Below are 17,880 nucleotides of genomic sequence, written 5' to 3' on the forward strand. Positions count from 1 at the left end.
TTGTCGAAGGGCAGCCGAACGCGCCCGTCCCGTCGTCCTGAAGCGCTCCAGACGACGCAACGGGCGCTCTCGGTGATGTCCCCGTGCCTCCTACGCGGCGTCCAGATACCCGTTCGGGTTGAGGACGAACTTCTGCGCAGCCCCCGCGTCGAACTCCGCGTACCCGCGCGGGGCGTCGTCGAGGGTGATCGCGGTCGCGTTGACGTTCTTCGCGATGTGGACCTTGTCGTGCAGGATCGCCATCATGAGGCCGTGGTTGTACTTCATCACCGGGCACTGACCGGTGGTGAACGACAGCGACTTCGCCCAGCCGGTACCGAGACTCAGCGAGAGCGCACCCTTCTTCGCGGCCTCGTCGATGCCACCCGGGTCACCCGTCACGTAGAGTCCGGGGATGCCGAGCGCACCGCCGGCCGCCGTGATGTCCATGAGCGAGTTGAGCACCGTCGCCGGTGCTTCATGACCCGCGTCACCACCGTGACCACGAGCCTCGAACCCGACGGCGTCGACAGCGCAGTCGACCTCCGGGACGCCGAGGATCTGTTCGATCTGATCCCCCGGCTCACCCTTGGTGAGGTCGACGGTCTCGCAACCGAAGCTCCGCGCCTGCGCCAACCGGTCGGCGTTCATGTCGCCGACGATGACCGCAGCGGCGCCGAGGAGCATGGCCCCGGTCGCTGCGGCCAGGCCGACCGGTCCCGCGCCCGCCACGTAGACGGTGGAGCCGACGCCGACGCCCGCCGTCACCGCACCGTGGAAGCCGGTCGGGAAGATGTCGGAGAGCATCGTGAGGTCCATGATCTTCTCGAGCGCCTGGTCGCGGTCCGGGAACTTCAGGAGGTTCCAGTCGGCGTAGGGCACGAGGACGTACTCGGCCTGGCCGCCGACCCAGCCGCCCATGTCGACGTAGCCGTAGGCGCTGCCCGGGCGGTCGGGGTTCACGTTGAGACAGATGCCGGTCTTGCGCTCCTTGCAGTTGCGACACCGGCCGCAGGCGATGTTGAAGGGCACCGAGACGATGTCGCCGACCTTGATGAACTCGACGTCCGGTCCGACCTCGACCACCTCGCCGGTGATCTCGTGTCCGAGGACGAGGTTCGGCGGTGCCGTGGTGCGGCCGCGGACCATGTGCTGGTCGGAGCCGCAGATGTTGGTCGCGACGGTCTTGAGGATGGCGCCGTGCGGGACTTTCCGGCCGACGTTGGCCGGGTTCACCCCCGGTCCGTCCTTGAGCTCGAAGGTGGGGTAGTCGATGTCGATGACCTCGACGACACCCGCTGCTTTGTAGGCGACAGCTCTGTTACCTGACACGTGATCCTCCTTGATCGCGGGCGCCCGTTGTGGGGCACCCTGTGTCTGCTCGACCCTATCCCGCGCCTGCCGCGAGCGGCAGTCCCCCGGTCCCTGAGCGCACCTCCGCCAGTCCCTGAGCGCACCTCCCCCGGTCCCTGAGCGCACCTCCACCGGTCCCTGAGCCTGTCGAAGGGCAGGGAGTGCCGGTCCCTGAGCTTGTCGAAGGGCTCGTGCAACCTTCGTGTCGGCGCCCGGCTCTACGCTGGTGGAGCAGACCCCGAGGAGAGCACCCAGCATGAAGAAGACTCCCTTGGCGTTGCTCGTCGCGCTCCTTGCAGCCGTCGTGGTGCTTGTCGCGACGCAGTTCGACGGCGGGATCGTGTTCGGCCAGCCGGGGTCACCAGCGCCGACGTCGCTCGCACCCACGCCCGCGGCGGTCAGCCCGAGCGCGCGGGCATCGCTCGAGGCCGCCGGTTTCGCCGTCGTGGACGCGTCCGGGCAGTTGGTCGTCTCGGCCGCCGCAGTCGAAGACGCGCTGACCGACGTCGACACCGCCACCCAGGTGGCCACCGGCTACGACCGGGACCGGTTCGGTCAGCGCTGGGCCGACATCGACCGCAACGGCTGCGACACCCGCAACGACGTGCTGGCACGCGACCTCGTCGACGTCACCTACAAGCCGGGGACCCGCGACTGCGTCGTCCTCACCGGCGTTCTGCACGACCTGTACACGGGGTCGACGATCGACTTCCAACGCGGTGAACGGTCGAGTCAGCTCGTGCAGATCGACCACGTCGTGCCGCTCGCGTGGGGTTGGCGTCACGGCGGGAACACGTGGACGGAGCAGCAGCGGGAGCAGTTCGCGAACGACCCGATCAACCTGCAGGCCGTCGACGGCGCGACGAACTCGTCGAAGTCGGACTCCGGCCCCGGCGATTGGATGCCACCCGCGGCCGCCTCCCACTGCGAGTACGCGGCGCGATTCGTCCTCGTGCTGATGGCGTACGACCTCACGGTCGACGACGCCGACCGCCGGGCACTCACGGGCACGCTGGGCAGCTGCCGGGCGTAGCTGCGTGTGGGCGCCGCACGAGAACAGGACGAACGCCCGAGGAGCGGACGTTTTATGCGATTCCATCCGCTTCTCGCGCCGATATCCTGCTGTCACGCGGCACGAAAAAAGCGGCCCACCGAAGTGGACCGCTTTCCGTTTTGTGCGCCCGAAGGGATTCGAACCCCCAACCTTCTGATCCGTAGTCAGATGCTCTATCCGTTGAGCTACGGGCGCATTGCTTGCTGAGAGAAGAGAACTTCGGCTCGGCAGGCCGAAGTAGAGCCTACAACACGGAAGCCGAAGACGCGAATCGCCCTTTGACAAGCTCAGGGACCGGGGAAGGTGCCGCCCTTCGACAGGCTCAGGGACCGGGGAAGGTGCCGCCCTTCGACAGGCTCAGGGACAGGAAGAGGTGACTCAGGGACCGGAGGAGGTGGCTCAGGGACCGGAGGAGGTGACTCAGGGGCGAGTACGGCTCGGAGACCACGGAGGGGCTCCCCATCGACACGACGGGCGCCGACGTGGAACAGTCGATGCGACCACCTGCCGAGAGGACGACGTGAGCGCAGCACCAGGACCGACGAACGACGGCTTCACGATGATCGGCCGACCGCCCGTGCAGGCAAACCTCGTCCTCATCGTGATCCTGTCGGGCATCCTCGGCGGCGTCCTCGGCTGGATCACCGGCAGCGTCATCGACGGCATCTTCGACATCGCGCGCACAGCACTCATCGTCATCCCGGTCTTCTTCGTCATCACCGCCGGCATCTGCCTGTCCTACCTTCGGACCGCCTTCCGCCCGGTCGGCGTCGACGTCGGCCGCGGCACCGCGCTCCTCCGGGGCGAAACGATCCCGTTGCGCTCGATCGTGAGCGGCGAACTCCTCACCCGCAATCCCGCCGCCACCACGCCCGCCCTCAGCCTGCGACTCACGACCGACACCGGAGCCCGAGCCCGCATCATCGTGAACGGCGGGTGGCTCCGCAGCCTCCCCACCTCCGACCTCGTGCCGCTCGTCGCACTCATCGCCGGCAGCGGCATCCCCGACGACACCGGCCAGGATCCACTCGACGTCGGCCGGGAACGCATCTCCCGCTCACTCGCTGGGAAGGGCTCGGATGTGATGATCGGTCGACGCGGGTTCATCGCCGACTGCATCGCCGCTACGGAGTCCACCGGCGACGTGAAACTGCTCGAAGCGGTGGTCCAGGCCGCGGGGCCGCTCGGCCGGAGCATCCGGGACGAAGCGATGCGGGCCGCCCAGGGCGCAGTGGAGGACGTCGTGCGCGCGCATCAGGACATCGCTCCGGCGGCGCCCGAAGCCTCGAACCCCACTCCCCTCGTGCCGCCTGCGCCGCAGTACGGGTCGGTCGTCGCGGATGAGGACGAGGCGACGGCGGTCGACGACGACGACACAGACGACGACCGGTTCCGTCGACCGGACGACCCGGCCCGGCTGGCCGCCGAGCAGATCGGCGACCGAGTGCACCTCGACAAGCTCGGTGACCGGAATGGGGCGCTCGGCAACCGGGATACGGAGCGCGCCAACCGGGATGCGGAGCGCGGCGATGGGGATTTAGAGCGCGTCGATCGAGATGCGGAGCGCGTCGGCCCGGACGACGGACGCGAGTTGCCATCGTGGATTCCGCCACAGGATCGGGCGCGGGTCCGCTCCTGGCTCGCGGACGACGACGAGGTCGTCCACCTGCAACCGATCCCGGAGACGGTCGGCGCACGCACCCTCCGGAAGGTCTGCGACCGGATCCTCATCGGTCTCGCCGGGATCGGCCTGCTCGCGATCTTCGGGGCGGCCATCGCCGAAGGGGTCATCGACAGCCTCCTGCCGTCCGACGCGAACGCGCTCGTCGCCGTCGCCGTGGTCGGTTCGGCACTGCTCGCGTTCGTCGCGTGGATCGTCGGTGGCATCGCGCGGGCGAGGGAGATCCACGTCGCCCAGCGGTTCTCCCTCGAATGGCTCGAGCGGCGCGGGCCGGAGCAACGCCGCCGCGGGCTCCCGCCGGTGCTCCTGCAGCACTTCCTCGGCCCGATCCCCGCTTCGCGCCTGTTCGCGGCCGGAGCGTACTTCGGCACCTGCGTCGGCGGCGTCGGGGTCCTCGCGGGTGCACTGCTCTCCATCGACCCGGAGGAGCTGGGCGCGACCGGACCGATCATGCTCGGCGTCAGCCTCGTCCTCACGGCCGTCGGGACGGTGCTCTTCGTCGTTCGATGGCGACGGGTGAAGCGGCAGCGGGCGCTGGCGATCGAGCTCGGCGGCGAGCGCCTGGCCTACCTCGGGAACCTGTAGGCGAGCGGGCGATCGGCGGGCCCTTCGACAAGCTCAGGGACCGGAGGGAGGCTCAGGGACCGGAGGGAGGCTTAGGGACCGGAGGGAGGCTCAGGGACCAGACGAGGGCTCCCAGCCCTTCGACAAGCTCAGGGACCGGCGATGATTGCCGAGAGGATCTCTCGAGCGACCTCCCTGGGCCGTTTGTGAGTCGTGTCGATGCGCATGTCGTCGGTGAATCCGGCCCGCTCGAGGACGCCCGCCAGTTCGGGGTGACGCCGCGTGTGCCAGCTGAGCGCCGCCTCGTCGTCACCGTGGCGTCCGGCCAACCTCGAGCGCGCGACGTCCGGATCCAGGGTCAGGCGCACGTGCAGCGGCCTCGGGGAGCCGAGGGCGACGGTGGTGCGTTGCAGCTGGTCGGGCGTCTCCATCACCGTGGCGACGACGACGACCGCTGCGCCGGCGCGCCGGAAGTTCGCGGTGATCGCCTGCAGATTCTCGAGAGCGAGAGCGGTCCGGAACGGGTCGCCCTCCGGTGCAGGCCAGGACCGGCGCAACCAGTCGACGTCGATGACCGCGCCTGAAACGCCGCATCGCTGCAACGCCTCACCGACTGCCTCGGCAGCGGAGGTCTTCCCGGTGCCCACGCTGCCATTGATCAGGACGGTGTCGAACCTGGCAATGGGCATTGCCCGATGGTATCGGTCGCGGCCACGACGGTGCTGGTGCCTCCACCGCTCCTGCGGAGGGGTGAATGAGCGCCGACGCGATTCAGGGGAGGTGACTCATCGAGCGACGACCTTGGCGAGCACCCAGCGCGCCTTGTCGAGGGTGTTCGCGGGTGCCGGCAGGTACTGGAACGCCCGAGCACCACGCTGCACCGGGACACCCTGCGCCTTCGCGGCCTCCTCCAGCTGCGTGGCGAAGCGCTGCCAGCCGTCGAGGCCCTGCGGGAAGCCGAGGTACTCGGTGAGCGACGTCACCACCACCTCGGAACCTGCGCCCGTCGACTGGACCTCGATCGTGACGTCGTCTTTGGCGACGTAGTCGATGCCCCACACGCCGGGCCGCAACGACTTGGCCTTGCGCTTCGGCAGCCCCTCGATGAGCGCGGTCGCACCGGCGGGGTCCGTGCCGAGGACGACCGAGCGCCCGAACTCCTGCAGCATCTCCGGCACCTTGGTGGCGCGACGGTTCGTCGCCGTCTCACGCAGCTTCCGGCGGCCGAGTCCCTTGAACACCCCCAGCCCGACGATGGCGAGCAGGACGAGAATGGCGATGATCGCGAGCACGTTGCTGTCCACAGGAGCCCCCCAAGGCTGTCGATTGCGGGCGGTTCGCCCAGGACGAGGATGCCTCAGTCTTGCCCCACGCTCAATGGGTGCCGCTCCCCACCCTCGCGCGCGGGAGCGATCCGCGTGGGTCAGTGCGCCTGCGAACCGAGCTCGATGACGAGCACACCGACCGCGATCAGGCCGATGCCGACGATCATCTTCGGCGTCAGCTTCTCCTTGAAGAGCACGCGCGCACCGATGGCCGTGAGGGCGACCCCGCAGGCGGCCCAGATCCCGTAGGCGATCCCGACTGGCATCCCGTTCACGAGTGCGATGGTCAGCAACCCGAAGGCGGTCACGTAGAACACGGCGACGGGAGCGATCCAGCGCTTCTTGCGCAAGCCTTCCGAGGCGCGCAGGGAGAGCGTCGCCGCGACCTCGGTGACGATGGCACCGGCCAGGAGCAACCAGGTCATGCGCCGACCTCCTCGTTCGTCGCGGCGGGCTTCGGCGACTCCGGCGCGTGGCCCGTCTCCACGAGCACGACGCCGGCGATCACGATCGCGATGCCGAGCCCGATCATGAAGGTGAACTGCTCGCCGAACACGAGCGACGCGAGCACCGCGGTGAGCGCGACGCCGGCCGCAGCCCAGATGCCGTAGACCACCCCGATCGGCACGCCCATCCGGAGCAGGAGCGACAGGGCGACGAACGCGCCCGCGTATCCGGCCACCGCGAGGATCGACCACCAGGGGTTCTCGATGGCGCCACGGAGCGAGAGGGTCGCCGTGACCTCCAGCAGGATGGCGGCGGAGAGGATCAGCCACTTCTTCATCGGGGTTCACCTCCAGCGAGGGCCAGGAGTCGCGAGACGAGGTCGGCGCGCTGGTCGCGGCCGACGTCGAGGATGCCGGTCGCCTCGGCGATCCAGAGACCGTTCGCCGCCAACCAGACGAGGAGGAGGGAGGTCGAATCGGTGTCCTCACCGAAACCGAACCAGGTGCGAAGGTACTCGAGCCAGGGAGCGGCGAGTTCGGGACGCCTGACCGCCTCGGCGAAGACGACGAACTCGCCCTGGCTCGCACCGCCCTCCCCGGCGAAGGCGACGAAGGCCCGCACCCGTTCCTCGAGCGTCGACGTCTCGAGTGGCGCCCCCAGCTCCTCCACGAGCTCGCGCTGCCAGCGGTCGACGACGTGCTCGATCACCGCGATCATCATCGCGTCCCGTGAGGGGAAGTGGTAGCGCAGCCCGGCCTTCGTCAGACCGACCTCCTGCGCCACCGCCTCGTAGGTGATGTCGGCCTCTCCGGAGGCGTCGACGACGCGGACGGCCGCATCGAGGATCTCGTTCCGTGCACTGGGTCTCATGGCAGTTACTTTACCTTACGTAAGGTGAAGTAACTCTGGGAACGAACCGTGAGGAACGGAGGCCCGGCGGCCCATGTGACGCTCTGTTTCGGGCCCCTCGCGAGCACCCGAGCCCCCGAGTACCGTCGTGCTGGACGGCGCCGTGATCGCCGTCGGACCCAGCCTCGACGAGACGACCCGGTGGTATCCCTGTGAGCAAGCGCATCATCCTCAACGCGTTCGACATGAGCTGCGTGACCCATCAGGCGCCCGGCCTGTGGAAGCATCCCGACAATCAGGCGCACCGCTACAACGACATCGACTACTGGATCGACCTCGCCAAGCTCCTCGAGCGCGGCACCTTCGACGCCCTGTTCATCGCGGACGTCGTCGGCATCTACGACGTCTACCGTCACTCCTCCGCGCCCGCGCTCATCGACTCGGCGCAGCTGCCCGTCGGCGATCCGATCATCCAGGTGTCGGCCATGGCGAAGGCGACCGAGCACCTCGGCTTCGGCGTCACCGTCGCGTCCACCTACGAGCTGCCGTACGCCCTCGCCCGCCGCTTCTCGACGCTCGACCACTTCACGAAGGGGCGCGTCGGCTGGAACGTCGTCACCTCCTACCTCGACTCCGCCGCCCGCAACCTCGGCCTCACCACCCAGATCAGGCACGACGACCGGTACGGCATCGGCGAGGAGTTCCTCGACGTCACCTACAAACTGTGGGAGGGCTCCTGGGAGGACGACGCGGTCGTCATCGACCGGGAGAACGGCGTCTACACCGACCCCACCAAGGTGCACCCCATCAACCACCGGGGCGAGCACTTCCAGGTGCCCGGCATCCACCTCTCGGAGCCGTCGCCGCAGCGCACGCCCGTCATCTTCCAGGCCGGCGCCTCGGCCCGCGGTCGCCAGTTCGCGGCCACGCACGGTGAGGCGGTGTTCATCAACGGGCTCGTCCCGGAGCTGACGCGCAAGACGACCGACGACATCCGCGACCGCGCCGAGGCCCTCGGCCGCCCGCGCGACAGCGTGAAGATCCTCACCCTCGCCACGGCGATCGTCGCCGAGACCGACGAGGAGGCGCAGGCCAAGTACGAGGAGTACCAGCAGTACATCTCGCTCGACGGCGCCCTCACCCTCTACGGCGGCTGGTCAGGCCTCGACCTCTCGTCGTTCGACCCCGACAAGCCGCTCAAGTACGTCGACACCGATGCGGCCCGCTCGGCGCTCGCGATCTTCACGCTCGCCGACCCGGAGCGCGAGTGGACGCCGCGCGACATCGCCCACTACATCGGCATCGGCGGCATCGGTCCCGTGTTCGTCGGCAGTGCCGCAACCGTCGCCGACGAGATCGAGCGCTGGATCGACGTCGCCGGCACCGACGGCTTCAACCTCGCCTACGTCATCACGCCCGGCACCTTCGAGGCCGTCGTCGACCTGCTCGTGCCCGAGCTGCGTCGTCGTGGCCGGGTCTGGGACGAGTACCCGGAGGGGACGCTGCGCGGCCGCCTGAACGGCACCGGCTCCCCCGTCGTGCCCGAGTGGCACCCGGCCCACCGGTACCGCGGCGCCTACGTCGGGCAGCCGTCCGCCGCCGACGACACGGCACCCTCCCTCTTCGACACCGACAACGCCGACGCGGCAGACGACAACGTCTACGCCACCGAAGGAGCCTCCGCATGAGCACCGACACGATCAGCACTTCGACCGGCTCAGTGACCGGGCAGCCGGTCCTTGAGAGGCGCACCCACTGGTCCGGTACCGCCGACGACGCCGAGCTCGCGCACTGGGACGCCGTCGCCACCGAGGTCGCCACCAAGCTCGCCGTCGACGTCCTCGAACGCGACCGCGCGAACCTCGACCCCACCACCGAGCTCGACCTCCTCCGCGAGTCGGGCCTCGTCAACCTGCTCGACCCCGCCGAGTTCGGCGGCGGTGGCGGCCACTGGGAGAGCGCCTTCAGGGTCGTCCGCATCCTGTCGCGCGTCGACGCCTCCATCGGCCAGCTGCTCGCCTACCACTACATCAACGCGGGCAACATCGGCTTCACCGCCGACCCGTCCACGCAGGCCGAGTGGCACCGCAAGACCGTGGAAGGCCGGTGGATCTGGGGAGACTCCGTGAACCCGACGGACCCCGACCTCTCGCTCACGCAAGACGGCGACGCGTTCCGCCTCAACGGGCTCAAGCGATTCTCGACGGGCGCCTCGGCCGGCGACGTCATCCTCGTCAACGCGGTCGTCCGCGGTGGCGACCACGACGGCACGATCTTCCAGTTCGTCCTCGACCACGACCGCGCCGGCATCGCCTACCTCGGCGACTGGGACGCGCTCGGCCAGCGGCTCTCCGCCTCGGGGTCCGTGCGGTTCGAGGACGTGCTCGTCGAGCAGGCGGACATCCTCGGCACCGTCGGCGACGAACCGTTCTCCTCACTCGTGACGCCCGGCATCCAGCTCGCGTTCGGCAACCTCTACCTCGGCATCGCGGAGGGTGCGCTCGCGCAGGGCACGGAACTCGTCCGGGCGCGGAAGAACGCCTGGTTCCTCAGCCACGCCGAGACGTACCGCGACGACCCGTTCGTTCAGCGCGTCATCGGCGAGTTCGTGTCGTCGATCGCCGCCGTCGAGGCGCTCGCCGACCGCACGAACGCCCGCTTCGACCGCATCATCGAGCGGGGAGCGGCGGTGACCGCGGAAGACCGTGGCGCCATCGCCATCGAGATCGCCAAGCTCAAGGTCGTCTCCACCGAGCTCGGCATCGAGGTCGCGAACCGCATCTTCGAGGTCACCGGGTCCAGCTCGGCGAAGGCCTCCGTGGGACTCGACCTGTTCTGGCGGAACGTGCGCACGCACTCCCTCCACGATCCGGTCGACTACAAGAAGCTCGAGGTCGGTGCGAACCACCTGAACGGCGAGCTGCAGCCGATCTCGCTTTACACCTAGGGGCTCGTCTGGTCCCTGAGCTTGTCGAAGGGCCCCTCGACAGGCTCAGGAACCGGACCCCAGCTCAAGGACCGAACCAGCCACCGGTCCCTGAGCACCTCCACCGGTCCCTGAGCCTGTCGAAGGGCCCACCACACGACCAGCCCACCGCCGCCTCCGGAACGGAACCACATGACCTCCGCCACCACCTCCACCACCGCCCGCCCGATCGGCTTCGCGGCCGCGCGGGAGCTGCTCCTGCCGCTGTTCGCCGAGATCCAGGCAGGCGCCGTGGAACGCGAACTCGAGCACCGGCTCCCGCGGGACGAGGTGCGGAAGCTCGCCGCCGCCGGCTTCGGCGCGCTCCGGGTCCCCGCCGAGTTCGGCGGTTCGGGACTCACCTTCCCGGAGTTCACGGAGCTCCTGATCGAGCTCGCAGCGGCGGACTCGAACCTCCCGCAGATCTTCCGCGGCCACATCGCCCTCGTCGAGGACCAGCTGGTCGCGGCCCCGAGCGACCGCCGCACCGCCTGGCTCGAGCGGTTCGTCGCCGGTGAGATCGTCGGCAACGCCTGGAGCGAGGTCGGCTCGGGCGCGCTCGGCGTCTCCGGAACGATCGTCACCGAGCGCGACGGCCGCTACGTCGTCAACGGCCGCAAGTTCTACACGACGGGCAGCATCTACGCCGACTGGACGGACGCCACCGCGCGCCTGGTCGTCGACGAGCAGCCCGACACCGAGGTCACCGTGCTCGTGCGCACGAACCAGCTGGGTGTGACGATCGCCGACGACTGGGACGGCTTCGGGCAGCAGCTCACCGGCACGGGGACGATCGTGTTCGAAGACGCCGTCGTCGACGCCGACCAGCTGCACCCCTTCACCGACCGGTTCCGCTACCAGACGGCGCTCTACCAGCACGTGCTCATCGCGGTGCACGCGGGGATCGCGGCGGCGGTCGAGCGCGACGCCGGGGAGCAGATCCGTGCGCGCACCCGCGTCTACACGCATGGTCTCGCGTCGCTCGTGAAGGACGACGGGCAGATCCAGGCGGTCGTCGGCGAGATCTCGTCGATCGCCTTCGTCGCGAAGCAGACCGTCCTCGGGGTCGCCGCGGCGATCGAGCGTGCGTCGGAGACGGCCGCCGACCGGGATTCCGCGGACGACCTGCAGGCGAACATCGAGGCCGAGATCCGCTCCGCCCAGGCGCAGGTGGTGCTCTCGGAGCTCGTGCCACGCGCCGCGACGCTGCTGTTCAACACGCTCGGGGCCTCGGCCGTCAGCCGCGCGAGCGCCCTCGACCGCCACTGGCGCAACGCCCGCACGGTCGCGTCGCACAACCCGGTGATCTACAAGACGCGCATCGTCGGCGACTGGTCCATCAACGGCACCCCGCCGCCCTTCGTCTGGGCCGTCGGCACGGCCAAGCCGGAGTAGCCCGCCGCCGCACGAGAACAGGACACCCGCTCGAGAGCAGGACATTCCGCGTCGAAACGTCCGGTCCTCGAGCGGGTGTCCTGCTGCCGTGCGGGCGCGGGTCAGCGGTCGGCGAACGCGCCGCGGTAGGCGCGCAGCGGGTGCGTCTCCGGGAGGGTGGGCTCCGCGCCGAAGAGTTTCTCGCGGAGCGTTCCCGGCGCGTACTCGCGCTGGGCGAGCCCGCGCTCCTGCAGCACCGGCATGACCTCGTCGACGAAGACCTCGTAGGAGTGCGGGATCATCCAGTTGGCGACGTTGATCCCGTCGATCCCGGCCGCGCGCCACTCGGCCAGGTGGTCGGCGATCTGCTCCGGCGTGCCGACCACGCGGCCACGCAGCTTCGCGGTGAGCTTCGCGAGGTCGCGGACGGTCGGCTCGCGGTCCGGCGAGAGGGCCTTCAGTGCCTCGAGCATGCTGTGCCCGCCCTGGGTCTCGACGTCCTTCAGCGGAGTGTCCGGGTCGATCGGCTTCCCAGTCGCCTGGTCGGTGCCGAGGTTCGAGTGCGCGAGGAAGGCGTCGGCCGACAGGAGTTCGTCGTACTCGGCCTCGATACGCTTCGCCTCCTCCTCGGTGCTGCCGACGATGAACGACATCGCCTGCCAGAACTTGACGTCGCGCGGGTCGCGGCCGGTCTCGGCGACGAGCGCGCGCGTCGACTCCGCGGACGCCCGCGCCGCCTCGATGCTGGGCGCCATCATGAACTGCACCTCGGCGTAGTTCGCGGCGAATGCCTTCCCCGCACCGGACGACCCGGCCTGGAACAGGAGCGGCGAGCGCTGCGGCGACGGCGACGACAGGTGCGGGCCTTCCACACGGTACCGTTCGCCGACGTGGTCGATCCGGTGCACCTTGGCGGGGTCGGCGAAGACGCCGCTGGCCTTGTCGGCGAGGAGTGCACCGTCGTCCCACGACCCCTCCCAGAGCTTGCCGACGACCGCCACGTACTCCTCGGCCCACGCGTACCGCTCGTCGTGCTCGACGAGACGGTCGAGCCCGTAGTTGCGCGCGGCGTTCTCGAGGAAGCTCGTGACGATGTTCCAGCCGACCCGCCCGCCGGACGCGTGGTCGATCGTCGAGATCTTCCGGGCGAAGGTGAACGGGTGCTCCTGCAGGATCGACGAGGTGAACGCGAGCCCGAGGTGCTCGGTGCTGATCGCGAGCGCCGACAGCAGCATGGACGGATCGTTGCTCGGCAGCTGCATGCCCTCGCGTGCGTTCACGTCGAAGGACGCCCCGGCACCGCCGTAGACCCCGACGACGTCGGCGAAGAAGATCGTGTCGAATCGGCCGCGCTCGAGCGTCTTCGCGAGGTCGACCCAGAGGTTCACGTCGTCGAAGGTGTGCTGCTTCGCGTCCGGGTGGCGCCAGAGGCCGTGCTGCATGTGGGAGCCCGTGTTCATCACGAAGGCACCGAACTGGAGGCGGGAGGACTGAGCGGCGGTCATCCCCTCACGCTACCGGCAGCGGCTCAGCCGAAGGTGCCCTCGAGGTACACGTCGCCGTCGGGGCCGATCGTGTGGATCTGGTACTCGGCGGGGTAGCCCGACGGGCTCGTCCCGGCAAGCGCCGGGTCCCGGAGGATCGCGTCGATCGCGGCTGCGGCCTCGGGGGTCACGTGGTTCACGTAGAGCTTCGGCTGTGCTGTGAGCTCGAACTCCGCGTTCGGGTTCGCGACGACGACACCGACGATCGCTTCGACCATCGCCGGGCCCAGCTCGAGCGGGTCAAAGACCATCGAGAACCGTTCTGGGACCGAGACGTAGGCCCCGTCGGGGGCGATCTCGGCCAAGGCGGCGACGACGCCCGGCAACGCTGCGATCGACGGGACAGTGATCGCAGGCCGATCGCCCGTGATGACCATCTGGACGCCGAGCGCCTCCGCGCGCAGCAGTCGATCCACCTGGGTGGCCAGGGTCTCCGCCGGGAACTCGGAGGGGACGAGCTGCAACCGCCAGGGCGCCGCCTGCGGGTCGTCGGCGGCGCGATCGGTGTTGCTCGACTCGCGGGCGAGGACGACCATGACGAGGGAGGGCTGGAGCCCGGCATCCTGCGCTGCGGCGGCTTGCTCCTGGGCGACCTGACGCGCGACCAGGGCGGCGGCGAGCACCTCGTCGGCGCCGGCGTCGGCGGCCATCAGGATCGTCGCGCCCGCACCGAGGACCTCGACGGACGCCACGCCGTCGAGCGGTTCAAGGGCCTGCGTGAACGCCGCGGCCTCCCCACCGATGGGCGGTCCGGCGACCGGTTTGAGCGCGGGCGGGCGGAACAATCCGATCGATCCGGCGACGACCGCGACCGCGAGGACGGCGGCGAGGACGAGCAGGAACCGACGATGTCCCTCGCGGTCGGCGAGCGCCGCGAGGCCGACGATCGCCGCGACGACGATCAGGATCGGCAGCCCGTAGACCACCGCCAACCAGACGACGGTCCCGAAGGAGGTCCAACTCACGAGCCAACCGGGCGAATTGCTCCCGTCAATCCGGAGCGCTGCAACGACGCAGATCACGAGGCCGACGACGGCCACCGGGACGAGTCCGAAGAGCGCACCGAATCCGCGAGACCTGGCCCATCGTCCGCCGAGCTCGGTCGCCGGTTGCACGAGGAGGAGCACGACCGCGAGGGCGAACCACAGGTAGGTGCCGATGGCGCCGAGGACGCTGTACCACTCGCCCGCCGTTGAGAAGGAGACTGCGTCGGACCACGTCGCCGGGTTGCCGCCTCCCGTGATCCGGTACCCGTCACCGTCGCGGTACTTCATCTGCCGCGCGAGGATCCCCCACGCGGCGATCACACCGACGACGACCGAGACCACCACGGTCGTCGATGCGGCGAGCACGGCGCTCCGCCGCAGGTAAGCGCTCATGCGCGAGAGCCCCACTGCGAGGCGTTCGACTCTTGCTCGCCCGGCCGGCGTCGGCCTCCCGAACGCCGCCGCGTCAGGCTCGGCATCGGCGGTCTGCATGCCGGATCCGTCGTCGCTCACAGCTCCCCGTCCTCGAACCGCAGCGCACGGCTCACCCGGTCGTCAGTCTGGCACGCTGACACCCGGCGGATCGAGGTCGTCTTCGCCGTCAGCGCGCGTCGAGTGCGCGGAGCTGGCGCTGGAGGGCGACCTGCCGGTACGAGGTGTCGATCAACTCGGCGATGAGCGCCCAGTCGACGTCGCCGAGCGTGCGTCCGCTCTCGCCGTCGAGACCGGCGTCGAACGCGAGCTTGCCCGACGGGCCGTCGTACTTCGGCGACCAGAACCGCTCGTCCTCGAGCCAGGCGCCGCGCTCCTCCTCGGCCGGCGTGAACGTGATGCTGTGCGGGATGCGCATCTCCGACCCGACGGTCACGAACACACGCTTGCCCGCCTTGAACCGTGGACGTCCGTGGCCGAACGTCTCGACGGCCTCGGGATAGGCGAGGCAGATCCGCCTGACGCGTTCGACGAACGGATCGTCGGGTTCGTGCACGATCGGATGCTCCATGCGCCGACGCTACTCCGCGCGGGCGTCACGCGACAGTGCTCACCGGATGCGGTGCCCCGGGTGAGCGGCGTCGTAGGCCGAGCGCGACGCCGCGATCACCGGCCGCTGCTCGAGCGACCAGTCGGCGAGCGTCTTGATGAGGTGGGAGAGCCCCGCACCGGACGGGGTGAGGGCATAGGACACCTGCGCGGGCACCGTCGGGTACACGGTCCGGTCGACGAGGCCGTCGCGTTCGAGGCGGCGGAGGGTCAGCGTCAGCATGCGCTGGGAGATCCCGTCGATCGCCCGCTGGAGCTCACGGAACCGGCGGTCACCCGACGCGAGCTCGACGACGACGAGGACCGACCAGGTGTCTCCGATGCGGTCGAGGACGTCCCGTATGCCGCAGTCCGGGTGGTCCTCCTTGCCGCAGGGTTCGAGGTCGGCGGTTACCGCGGTGTGCGTGAGTGACATGGAAGTGCCTTCTTGTGGGGCCGGAACAGGGGACACAGACTCGTCCGAGTCATCAATCCGAACACCGAAAGGCCCTGAAATGATCCTCGTCACCGGAACCACCGGCCAACTCGGCGGCGCGATCGCCGATGCGCTCACCACCCGTGGGGCCGCACCGCTCGCGAGCAACCGCAGCGGACAGGGCGGCGCACGACGGATCGACTTCGACGACCCCGACACCGTCTCCTTCGTCGGGGTCGACACGCTCGTCCTCGTATCGGCGGGCGAAGCCGAGGACGACGTCGTGATCGCCCGACACGAGACGGCGATCACCGCGGCCGAGCGGGACGGGGTGCAGCACGTCGTGTACACGAGCCTCACCTCGGCCGGAGACCACCTCGCGTTCGCGCTCGCGCACCGGTGGACCGAGCGTCGGCTGCAGCGCAGCAGCCTGTCCTGGACGATCCTGCGGAACGGCCTGTACGCCGAACTGTTCGGGTCGCTCCTGTCCTGGTCGGGCGACTCGCTCGGCTCGGCGTTCGGCGACGGGGCGCTCGCCGCCGTCGCACGAGCCGACCTCGCTGAAGCCGCGGCCGTCGTCGCGATGTCCCCGTCGGACCACGTCGGTCGCGCTTACGACCTCGTGGGCGAACCGATCACGGCCGCGCAGGTGGCCGATCGGCTGGCCGTCCCGCACCGCACCGTCTCCCTCGCCGAGCAGCGGACGGCGCTGGCTGAGGCCGCACTCAAGCCGTTCCAACCCGCCATGCTGATGTCGATCTTCACCGGTGTCCGGCTCGGATTCCTCGACGGCGCGGGCGACGACCTCCGAACCCTGCTCGGACGCGAACCGGCGGACACGGTCGCGGTCGCCGCCGCCTCCCTTCCACCCCGCTGAGTCGCCCGGAACTGCACGAATCCGAGCCGAAACCGCGCAGTACCGGGCGACTCAGCGCTCAGGCGGCTGGCAGCGCAGCACCCCGCAGCGGGACGGCGCGACGCCAGGTGGCCATCCGCCAGACCCACTCGACCGGCCCGTAGCGGTAGTGCCGCAGCCAGAGGCGACTGAGCACCGACTGCACCGCGATGAGCGCTAGTGCTCCGACGCTCACCGCGGCCAGGTCGTCGATCTCCCCGAAGGGGACGAGCAGCCCGACGACGACGAACACGGCGCTCGCGGCGAGGTAGTTGGTGAGCGCCATGCGGCCGAGGGGTTCGAAGACGGCTGCGAGGACTCGACGCACCGGTGTCTGCCAGAGCAACGCGAATCCGGTGACGTACACGACGGCCAGGATCCCGCCCGCGATCCCACCGGCGTTCGTGAACCGTGGGTCGCCGGGCTCGGTGGTCTGCCACACGATGGCCGGGACGGCGAGGGCCGTCGCCACGAGGAAGGTGATCCACACGGGCCGTCCGCCGGCGTCGAGCACCTTCGGCAAGCCGTACGCCGCCGCCCCCGCACCGGCGAGGAACAGTCCGGGCAGGGTGGTGAGGCCACCACCGGTGACCGCATACGCGGCGACGGTGAGCACGACGCCGGACCAGAGCAACGCCCAGCGCGGCAACCACAGCATGAGGGGGAGCATGAGGATCCCGCAGATCGCGTACTCGCGGAGGATCTCCCCCGGGTAGAGGAACCCGTGCGCGATCCCGATGAGGAGGAGTGTTCCGAGACGCAGCAGCATCGGGACGAGCGCGCCGGTGCCGCGGCGGCGGGCGGACTGGATCACCAGCATTGCACTCAGCCCGAAGAGGAAGGCGAAGATGGGGACGAACCGCGTCTGCACCGCGAACTCGAGCACGGTGTCCATGAGCGTCGACTGTCGTCGGTCGAACGGGATGTCGCTGCCGAGCCGTGTGATGTCGGGGACGTTGACGAAGAGGATCCCGACGAGAGCGAACCCACGGAGGGCGTCGATGAGGTGCCACCGACGCGATGAGGCGTCGTCGGTGGACGGGATCGGCGGCGCGGAGGAGATGTTGACCTGAGACATATATCACCAGTTCAGCAGCTGTGGTGGGGCACCGCATGCACCCACGGGATGACGTCCTGCCACCCGGGATGGAGATCGCCTCAGGCGACCGGGGCCTTCGGGCAGTGCAGCTGCGTGCGCGGGCCGGTCGTGCGGTCCACGATGTGCTCCGACATGGCATGGCCGCAGATCGGGCACCCCGACTGTGCGGCCGGCGGCAACGGCTCCTCATTGTAGGGACCGAGGGGTGGCGGTCCGAGCACCTTCCACATGCGGCCGTTCACCCAGCCGTACAGACCACCGGCCTCGCGCACGGACTCCCGGAAGGATCGCTTCTCGCTCATATTGATC

The 17,880-nt window shown here is 69.7% G+C and carries 18 protein-coding genes and 1 tRNA gene; 6 read left to right on the forward strand and 13 right to left on the reverse strand.

Translation table 11 applies throughout. The features are described from left to right. Window positions 1-90: 90 nt before the first annotated feature. Window positions 91-1,311, reverse strand: a complete 1,221-nt coding sequence (gene fdhA, locus HOW07_RS16965) for a formaldehyde dehydrogenase, glutathione-independent (RefSeq protein ID WP_121292369.1) — start codon at window positions 1,309-1,311, stop codon at window positions 91-93. A gap of 277 nt (window positions 1,312-1,588) precedes the next feature. Here fdhA and HOW07_RS16970 point away from each other — a divergent pair, with 277 nt between their 5' ends. Next, a complete protein-coding gene (locus HOW07_RS16970) occupies window positions 1,589-2,365 on the forward strand; it encodes an HNH endonuclease family protein (protein WP_175117942.1) in 777 nt (258 codons plus the stop codon). 143 nt (window positions 2,366-2,508) lie between these two features. Here the strand turns inward: HOW07_RS16970 and HOW07_RS16975 are convergent. After that, window positions 2,509-2,581: transfer RNA gene (locus tag HOW07_RS16975), tRNA-Arg, on the reverse strand. Window positions 2,582-2,906: 325 nt separating this feature from the next. Between HOW07_RS16975 and HOW07_RS16980 the strand changes: the two genes are divergently transcribed. Continuing rightward, window positions 2,907-4,652: a hypothetical protein gene (locus HOW07_RS16980; RefSeq protein ID WP_175117943.1), complete on the forward strand. Its 1,746-nt coding sequence runs from the start codon at window positions 2,907-2,909 to the stop codon at window positions 4,650-4,652. A gap of 128 nt (window positions 4,653-4,780) precedes the next feature. Here the strand turns inward: HOW07_RS16980 and HOW07_RS16985 are convergent, their stop codons facing one another. From HOW07_RS16985 to HOW07_RS17005, 5 genes are all read right to left on the reverse strand, one after another. Beyond that, window positions 4,781-5,320, reverse strand: coding sequence for an AAA family ATPase (locus HOW07_RS16985; RefSeq protein ID WP_071260533.1), 540 nt, complete (start codon window positions 5,318-5,320; stop codon window positions 4,781-4,783). Window positions 5,321-5,416: 96 nt separating this feature from the next. After that, the gene (locus tag HOW07_RS16990) at window positions 5,417-5,935 is read right to left on the reverse strand and encodes a hypothetical protein (RefSeq protein WP_121292364.1); all 519 of its coding nucleotides are present in this window, start codon (window positions 5,933-5,935) and stop codon (window positions 5,417-5,419) included. Between the two features lie 119 nt (window positions 5,936-6,054). Continuing rightward, window positions 6,055-6,381: a multidrug efflux SMR transporter gene (locus HOW07_RS16995; RefSeq protein WP_175117944.1), complete on the reverse strand. Its 327-nt coding sequence runs from the start codon at window positions 6,379-6,381 to the stop codon at window positions 6,055-6,057. Beyond that, entirely contained in the window at window positions 6,378-6,740 is a 363-nt protein-coding gene (locus HOW07_RS17000; protein ID WP_175117945.1) for a multidrug efflux SMR transporter, read from the reverse strand. The genes HOW07_RS16995 and HOW07_RS17000 overlap by 4 nt, the downstream gene beginning before the upstream one ends. Beyond that, on the reverse strand, window positions 6,737-7,273 hold the full coding sequence (locus HOW07_RS17005) for a TetR/AcrR family transcriptional regulator (protein ID WP_175117946.1): 537 nt from the start codon (window positions 7,271-7,273) through the stop codon (window positions 6,737-6,739). The genes HOW07_RS17000 and HOW07_RS17005 overlap by 4 nt, the downstream gene beginning before the upstream one ends. A gap of 191 nt (window positions 7,274-7,464) precedes the next feature. Between HOW07_RS17005 and HOW07_RS17010 the strand changes: the two genes are divergently transcribed. From HOW07_RS17010 to HOW07_RS17020, 3 genes are all read left to right on the forward strand, one after another. Then, the gene (locus tag HOW07_RS17010) at window positions 7,465-8,940 is read left to right on the forward strand and encodes an LLM class flavin-dependent oxidoreductase (protein WP_175117947.1); all 1,476 of its coding nucleotides are present in this window, start codon (window positions 7,465-7,467) and stop codon (window positions 8,938-8,940) included. Next, a complete protein-coding gene (locus HOW07_RS17015; protein WP_175117948.1) occupies window positions 8,937-10,199 on the forward strand; it encodes an acyl-CoA dehydrogenase family protein in 1,263 nt (420 codons plus the stop codon). Before HOW07_RS17010 ends, HOW07_RS17015 begins: the two co-directional genes overlap by 4 nt. A 171-nt stretch (window positions 10,200-10,370) precedes the next feature. Further along, complete coding sequence (locus HOW07_RS17020) at window positions 10,371-11,612, forward strand: acyl-CoA dehydrogenase family protein (protein ID WP_175117949.1); 1,242 nt, start codon at window positions 10,371-10,373, stop codon at window positions 11,610-11,612. Window positions 11,613-11,713: 101 nt separating this feature from the next. Here the strand turns inward: HOW07_RS17020 and HOW07_RS17025 are convergent, their stop codons facing one another. From HOW07_RS17025 to HOW07_RS17040, 4 genes are all read right to left on the reverse strand, one after another. Next, window positions 11,714-13,096 carry an LLM class flavin-dependent oxidoreductase gene (locus HOW07_RS17025; RefSeq protein ID WP_121292352.1) on the reverse strand — a complete coding sequence of 461 codons (1,383 nt, stop codon included), beginning with the start codon at window positions 13,094-13,096 and terminating at the stop codon, window positions 11,714-11,716. Window positions 13,097-13,119: 23 nt separating this feature from the next. Further along, window positions 13,120-14,634 carry a hypothetical protein gene (locus HOW07_RS17030; RefSeq protein ID WP_175117950.1) on the reverse strand — a complete coding sequence of 505 codons (1,515 nt, stop codon included), beginning with the start codon at window positions 14,632-14,634 and terminating at the stop codon, window positions 13,120-13,122. An 88-nt stretch (window positions 14,635-14,722) separates the two neighbouring features. Next, a complete protein-coding gene (locus HOW07_RS17035; RefSeq protein WP_175117951.1) occupies window positions 14,723-15,124 on the reverse strand; it encodes an MmcQ/YjbR family DNA-binding protein in 402 nt (133 codons plus the stop codon). Between the two features lie 39 nt (window positions 15,125-15,163). Then, on the reverse strand, window positions 15,164-15,577 hold the full coding sequence (locus tag HOW07_RS17040; RefSeq protein WP_175117952.1) for a helix-turn-helix domain-containing protein: 414 nt from the start codon (window positions 15,575-15,577) through the stop codon (window positions 15,164-15,166). A 79-nt stretch (window positions 15,578-15,656) separates the two neighbouring features. Here HOW07_RS17040 and HOW07_RS17045 point away from each other — a divergent pair, with 79 nt between their 5' ends. Continuing rightward, complete coding sequence (locus HOW07_RS17045; protein ID WP_175117953.1) at window positions 15,657-16,454, forward strand: NmrA family transcriptional regulator; 798 nt, start codon at window positions 15,657-15,659, stop codon at window positions 16,452-16,454. A 58-nt stretch (window positions 16,455-16,512) separates the two neighbouring features. On the opposite strand, the gene HOW07_RS17050 is transcribed toward HOW07_RS17045, so the two are convergent. Both HOW07_RS17050 and HOW07_RS17055 read right to left on the reverse strand, forming a co-directional pair. Beyond that, window positions 16,513-17,550 carry a DUF418 domain-containing protein gene (locus HOW07_RS17050; protein ID WP_175117954.1) on the reverse strand — a complete coding sequence of 346 codons (1,038 nt, stop codon included), beginning with the start codon at window positions 17,548-17,550 and terminating at the stop codon, window positions 16,513-16,515. Window positions 17,551-17,630: 80 nt separating this feature from the next. Continuing rightward, window positions 17,631-17,873, reverse strand: a complete 243-nt coding sequence (locus HOW07_RS17055; protein ID WP_175117955.1) for a hypothetical protein — start codon at window positions 17,871-17,873, stop codon at window positions 17,631-17,633. Between the last annotated feature and the right edge of the window lie 7 nt (window positions 17,874-17,880).

Origin of the sequence: Plantibacter sp. MCCC 1A11337 (assembly GCF_013349365.1) — a bacterium.
GTDB classification, from domain to species: Bacteria; Actinomycetota; Actinomycetes; order Actinomycetales; family Microbacteriaceae; genus Plantibacter; species Plantibacter flavus_A.

Bases quoted from the DNA above. Each gene is read 5' to 3' on its own strand.
- HOW07_RS17040 (WP_175117952.1), bottom strand. From the start codon at position 15,577: ATGTCACTCACGCACACCGCGGTAACCGCCGACCTCGAACCCTGCGGC.
- HOW07_RS16985 (WP_071260533.1), bottom strand. From the start codon at position 5,320: ATGCCCATTGCCAGGTTCGACACCGTCCTGATCAATGGCAGCGTGGGC.
- HOW07_RS17000 (WP_175117945.1), bottom strand. From the start codon at position 6,740: ATGAAGAAGTGGCTGATCCTCTCCGCCGCCATCCTGCTGGAGGTCACG.
- HOW07_RS17035 (WP_175117951.1), bottom strand. From the start codon at position 15,124: ATGGAGCATCCGATCGTGCACGAACCCGACGATCCGTTCGTCGAACGC.
- HOW07_RS17005 (WP_175117946.1), bottom strand. From the start codon at position 7,273: ATGAGACCCAGTGCACGGAACGAGATCCTCGATGCGGCCGTCCGCGTC.
- HOW07_RS17045 (WP_175117953.1), top strand. From the start codon at position 15,657: ATGATCCTCGTCACCGGAACCACCGGCCAACTCGGCGGCGCGATCGCC.
- HOW07_RS17020 (WP_175117949.1), top strand. From the start codon at position 10,371: ATGACCTCCGCCACCACCTCCACCACCGCCCGCCCGATCGGCTTCGCG.
- HOW07_RS17055 (WP_175117955.1), bottom strand. From the start codon at position 17,873: ATGAGCGAGAAGCGATCCTTCCGGGAGTCCGTGCGCGAGGCCGGTGGT.
- HOW07_RS16995 (WP_175117944.1), bottom strand. From the start codon at position 6,381: ATGACCTGGTTGCTCCTGGCCGGTGCCATCGTCACCGAGGTCGCGGCG.
- HOW07_RS17050 (WP_175117954.1), bottom strand. From the start codon at position 17,550: ATGTCTCAGGTCAACATCTCCTCCGCGCCGCCGATCCCGTCCACCGAC.
- HOW07_RS17015 (WP_175117948.1), top strand. From the start codon at position 8,937: ATGAGCACCGACACGATCAGCACTTCGACCGGCTCAGTGACCGGGCAG.
- HOW07_RS16970 (WP_175117942.1), top strand. From the start codon at position 1,589: ATGAAGAAGACTCCCTTGGCGTTGCTCGTCGCGCTCCTTGCAGCCGTC.
- HOW07_RS17025 (WP_121292352.1), bottom strand. From the start codon at position 13,096: ATGACCGCCGCTCAGTCCTCCCGCCTCCAGTTCGGTGCCTTCGTGATG.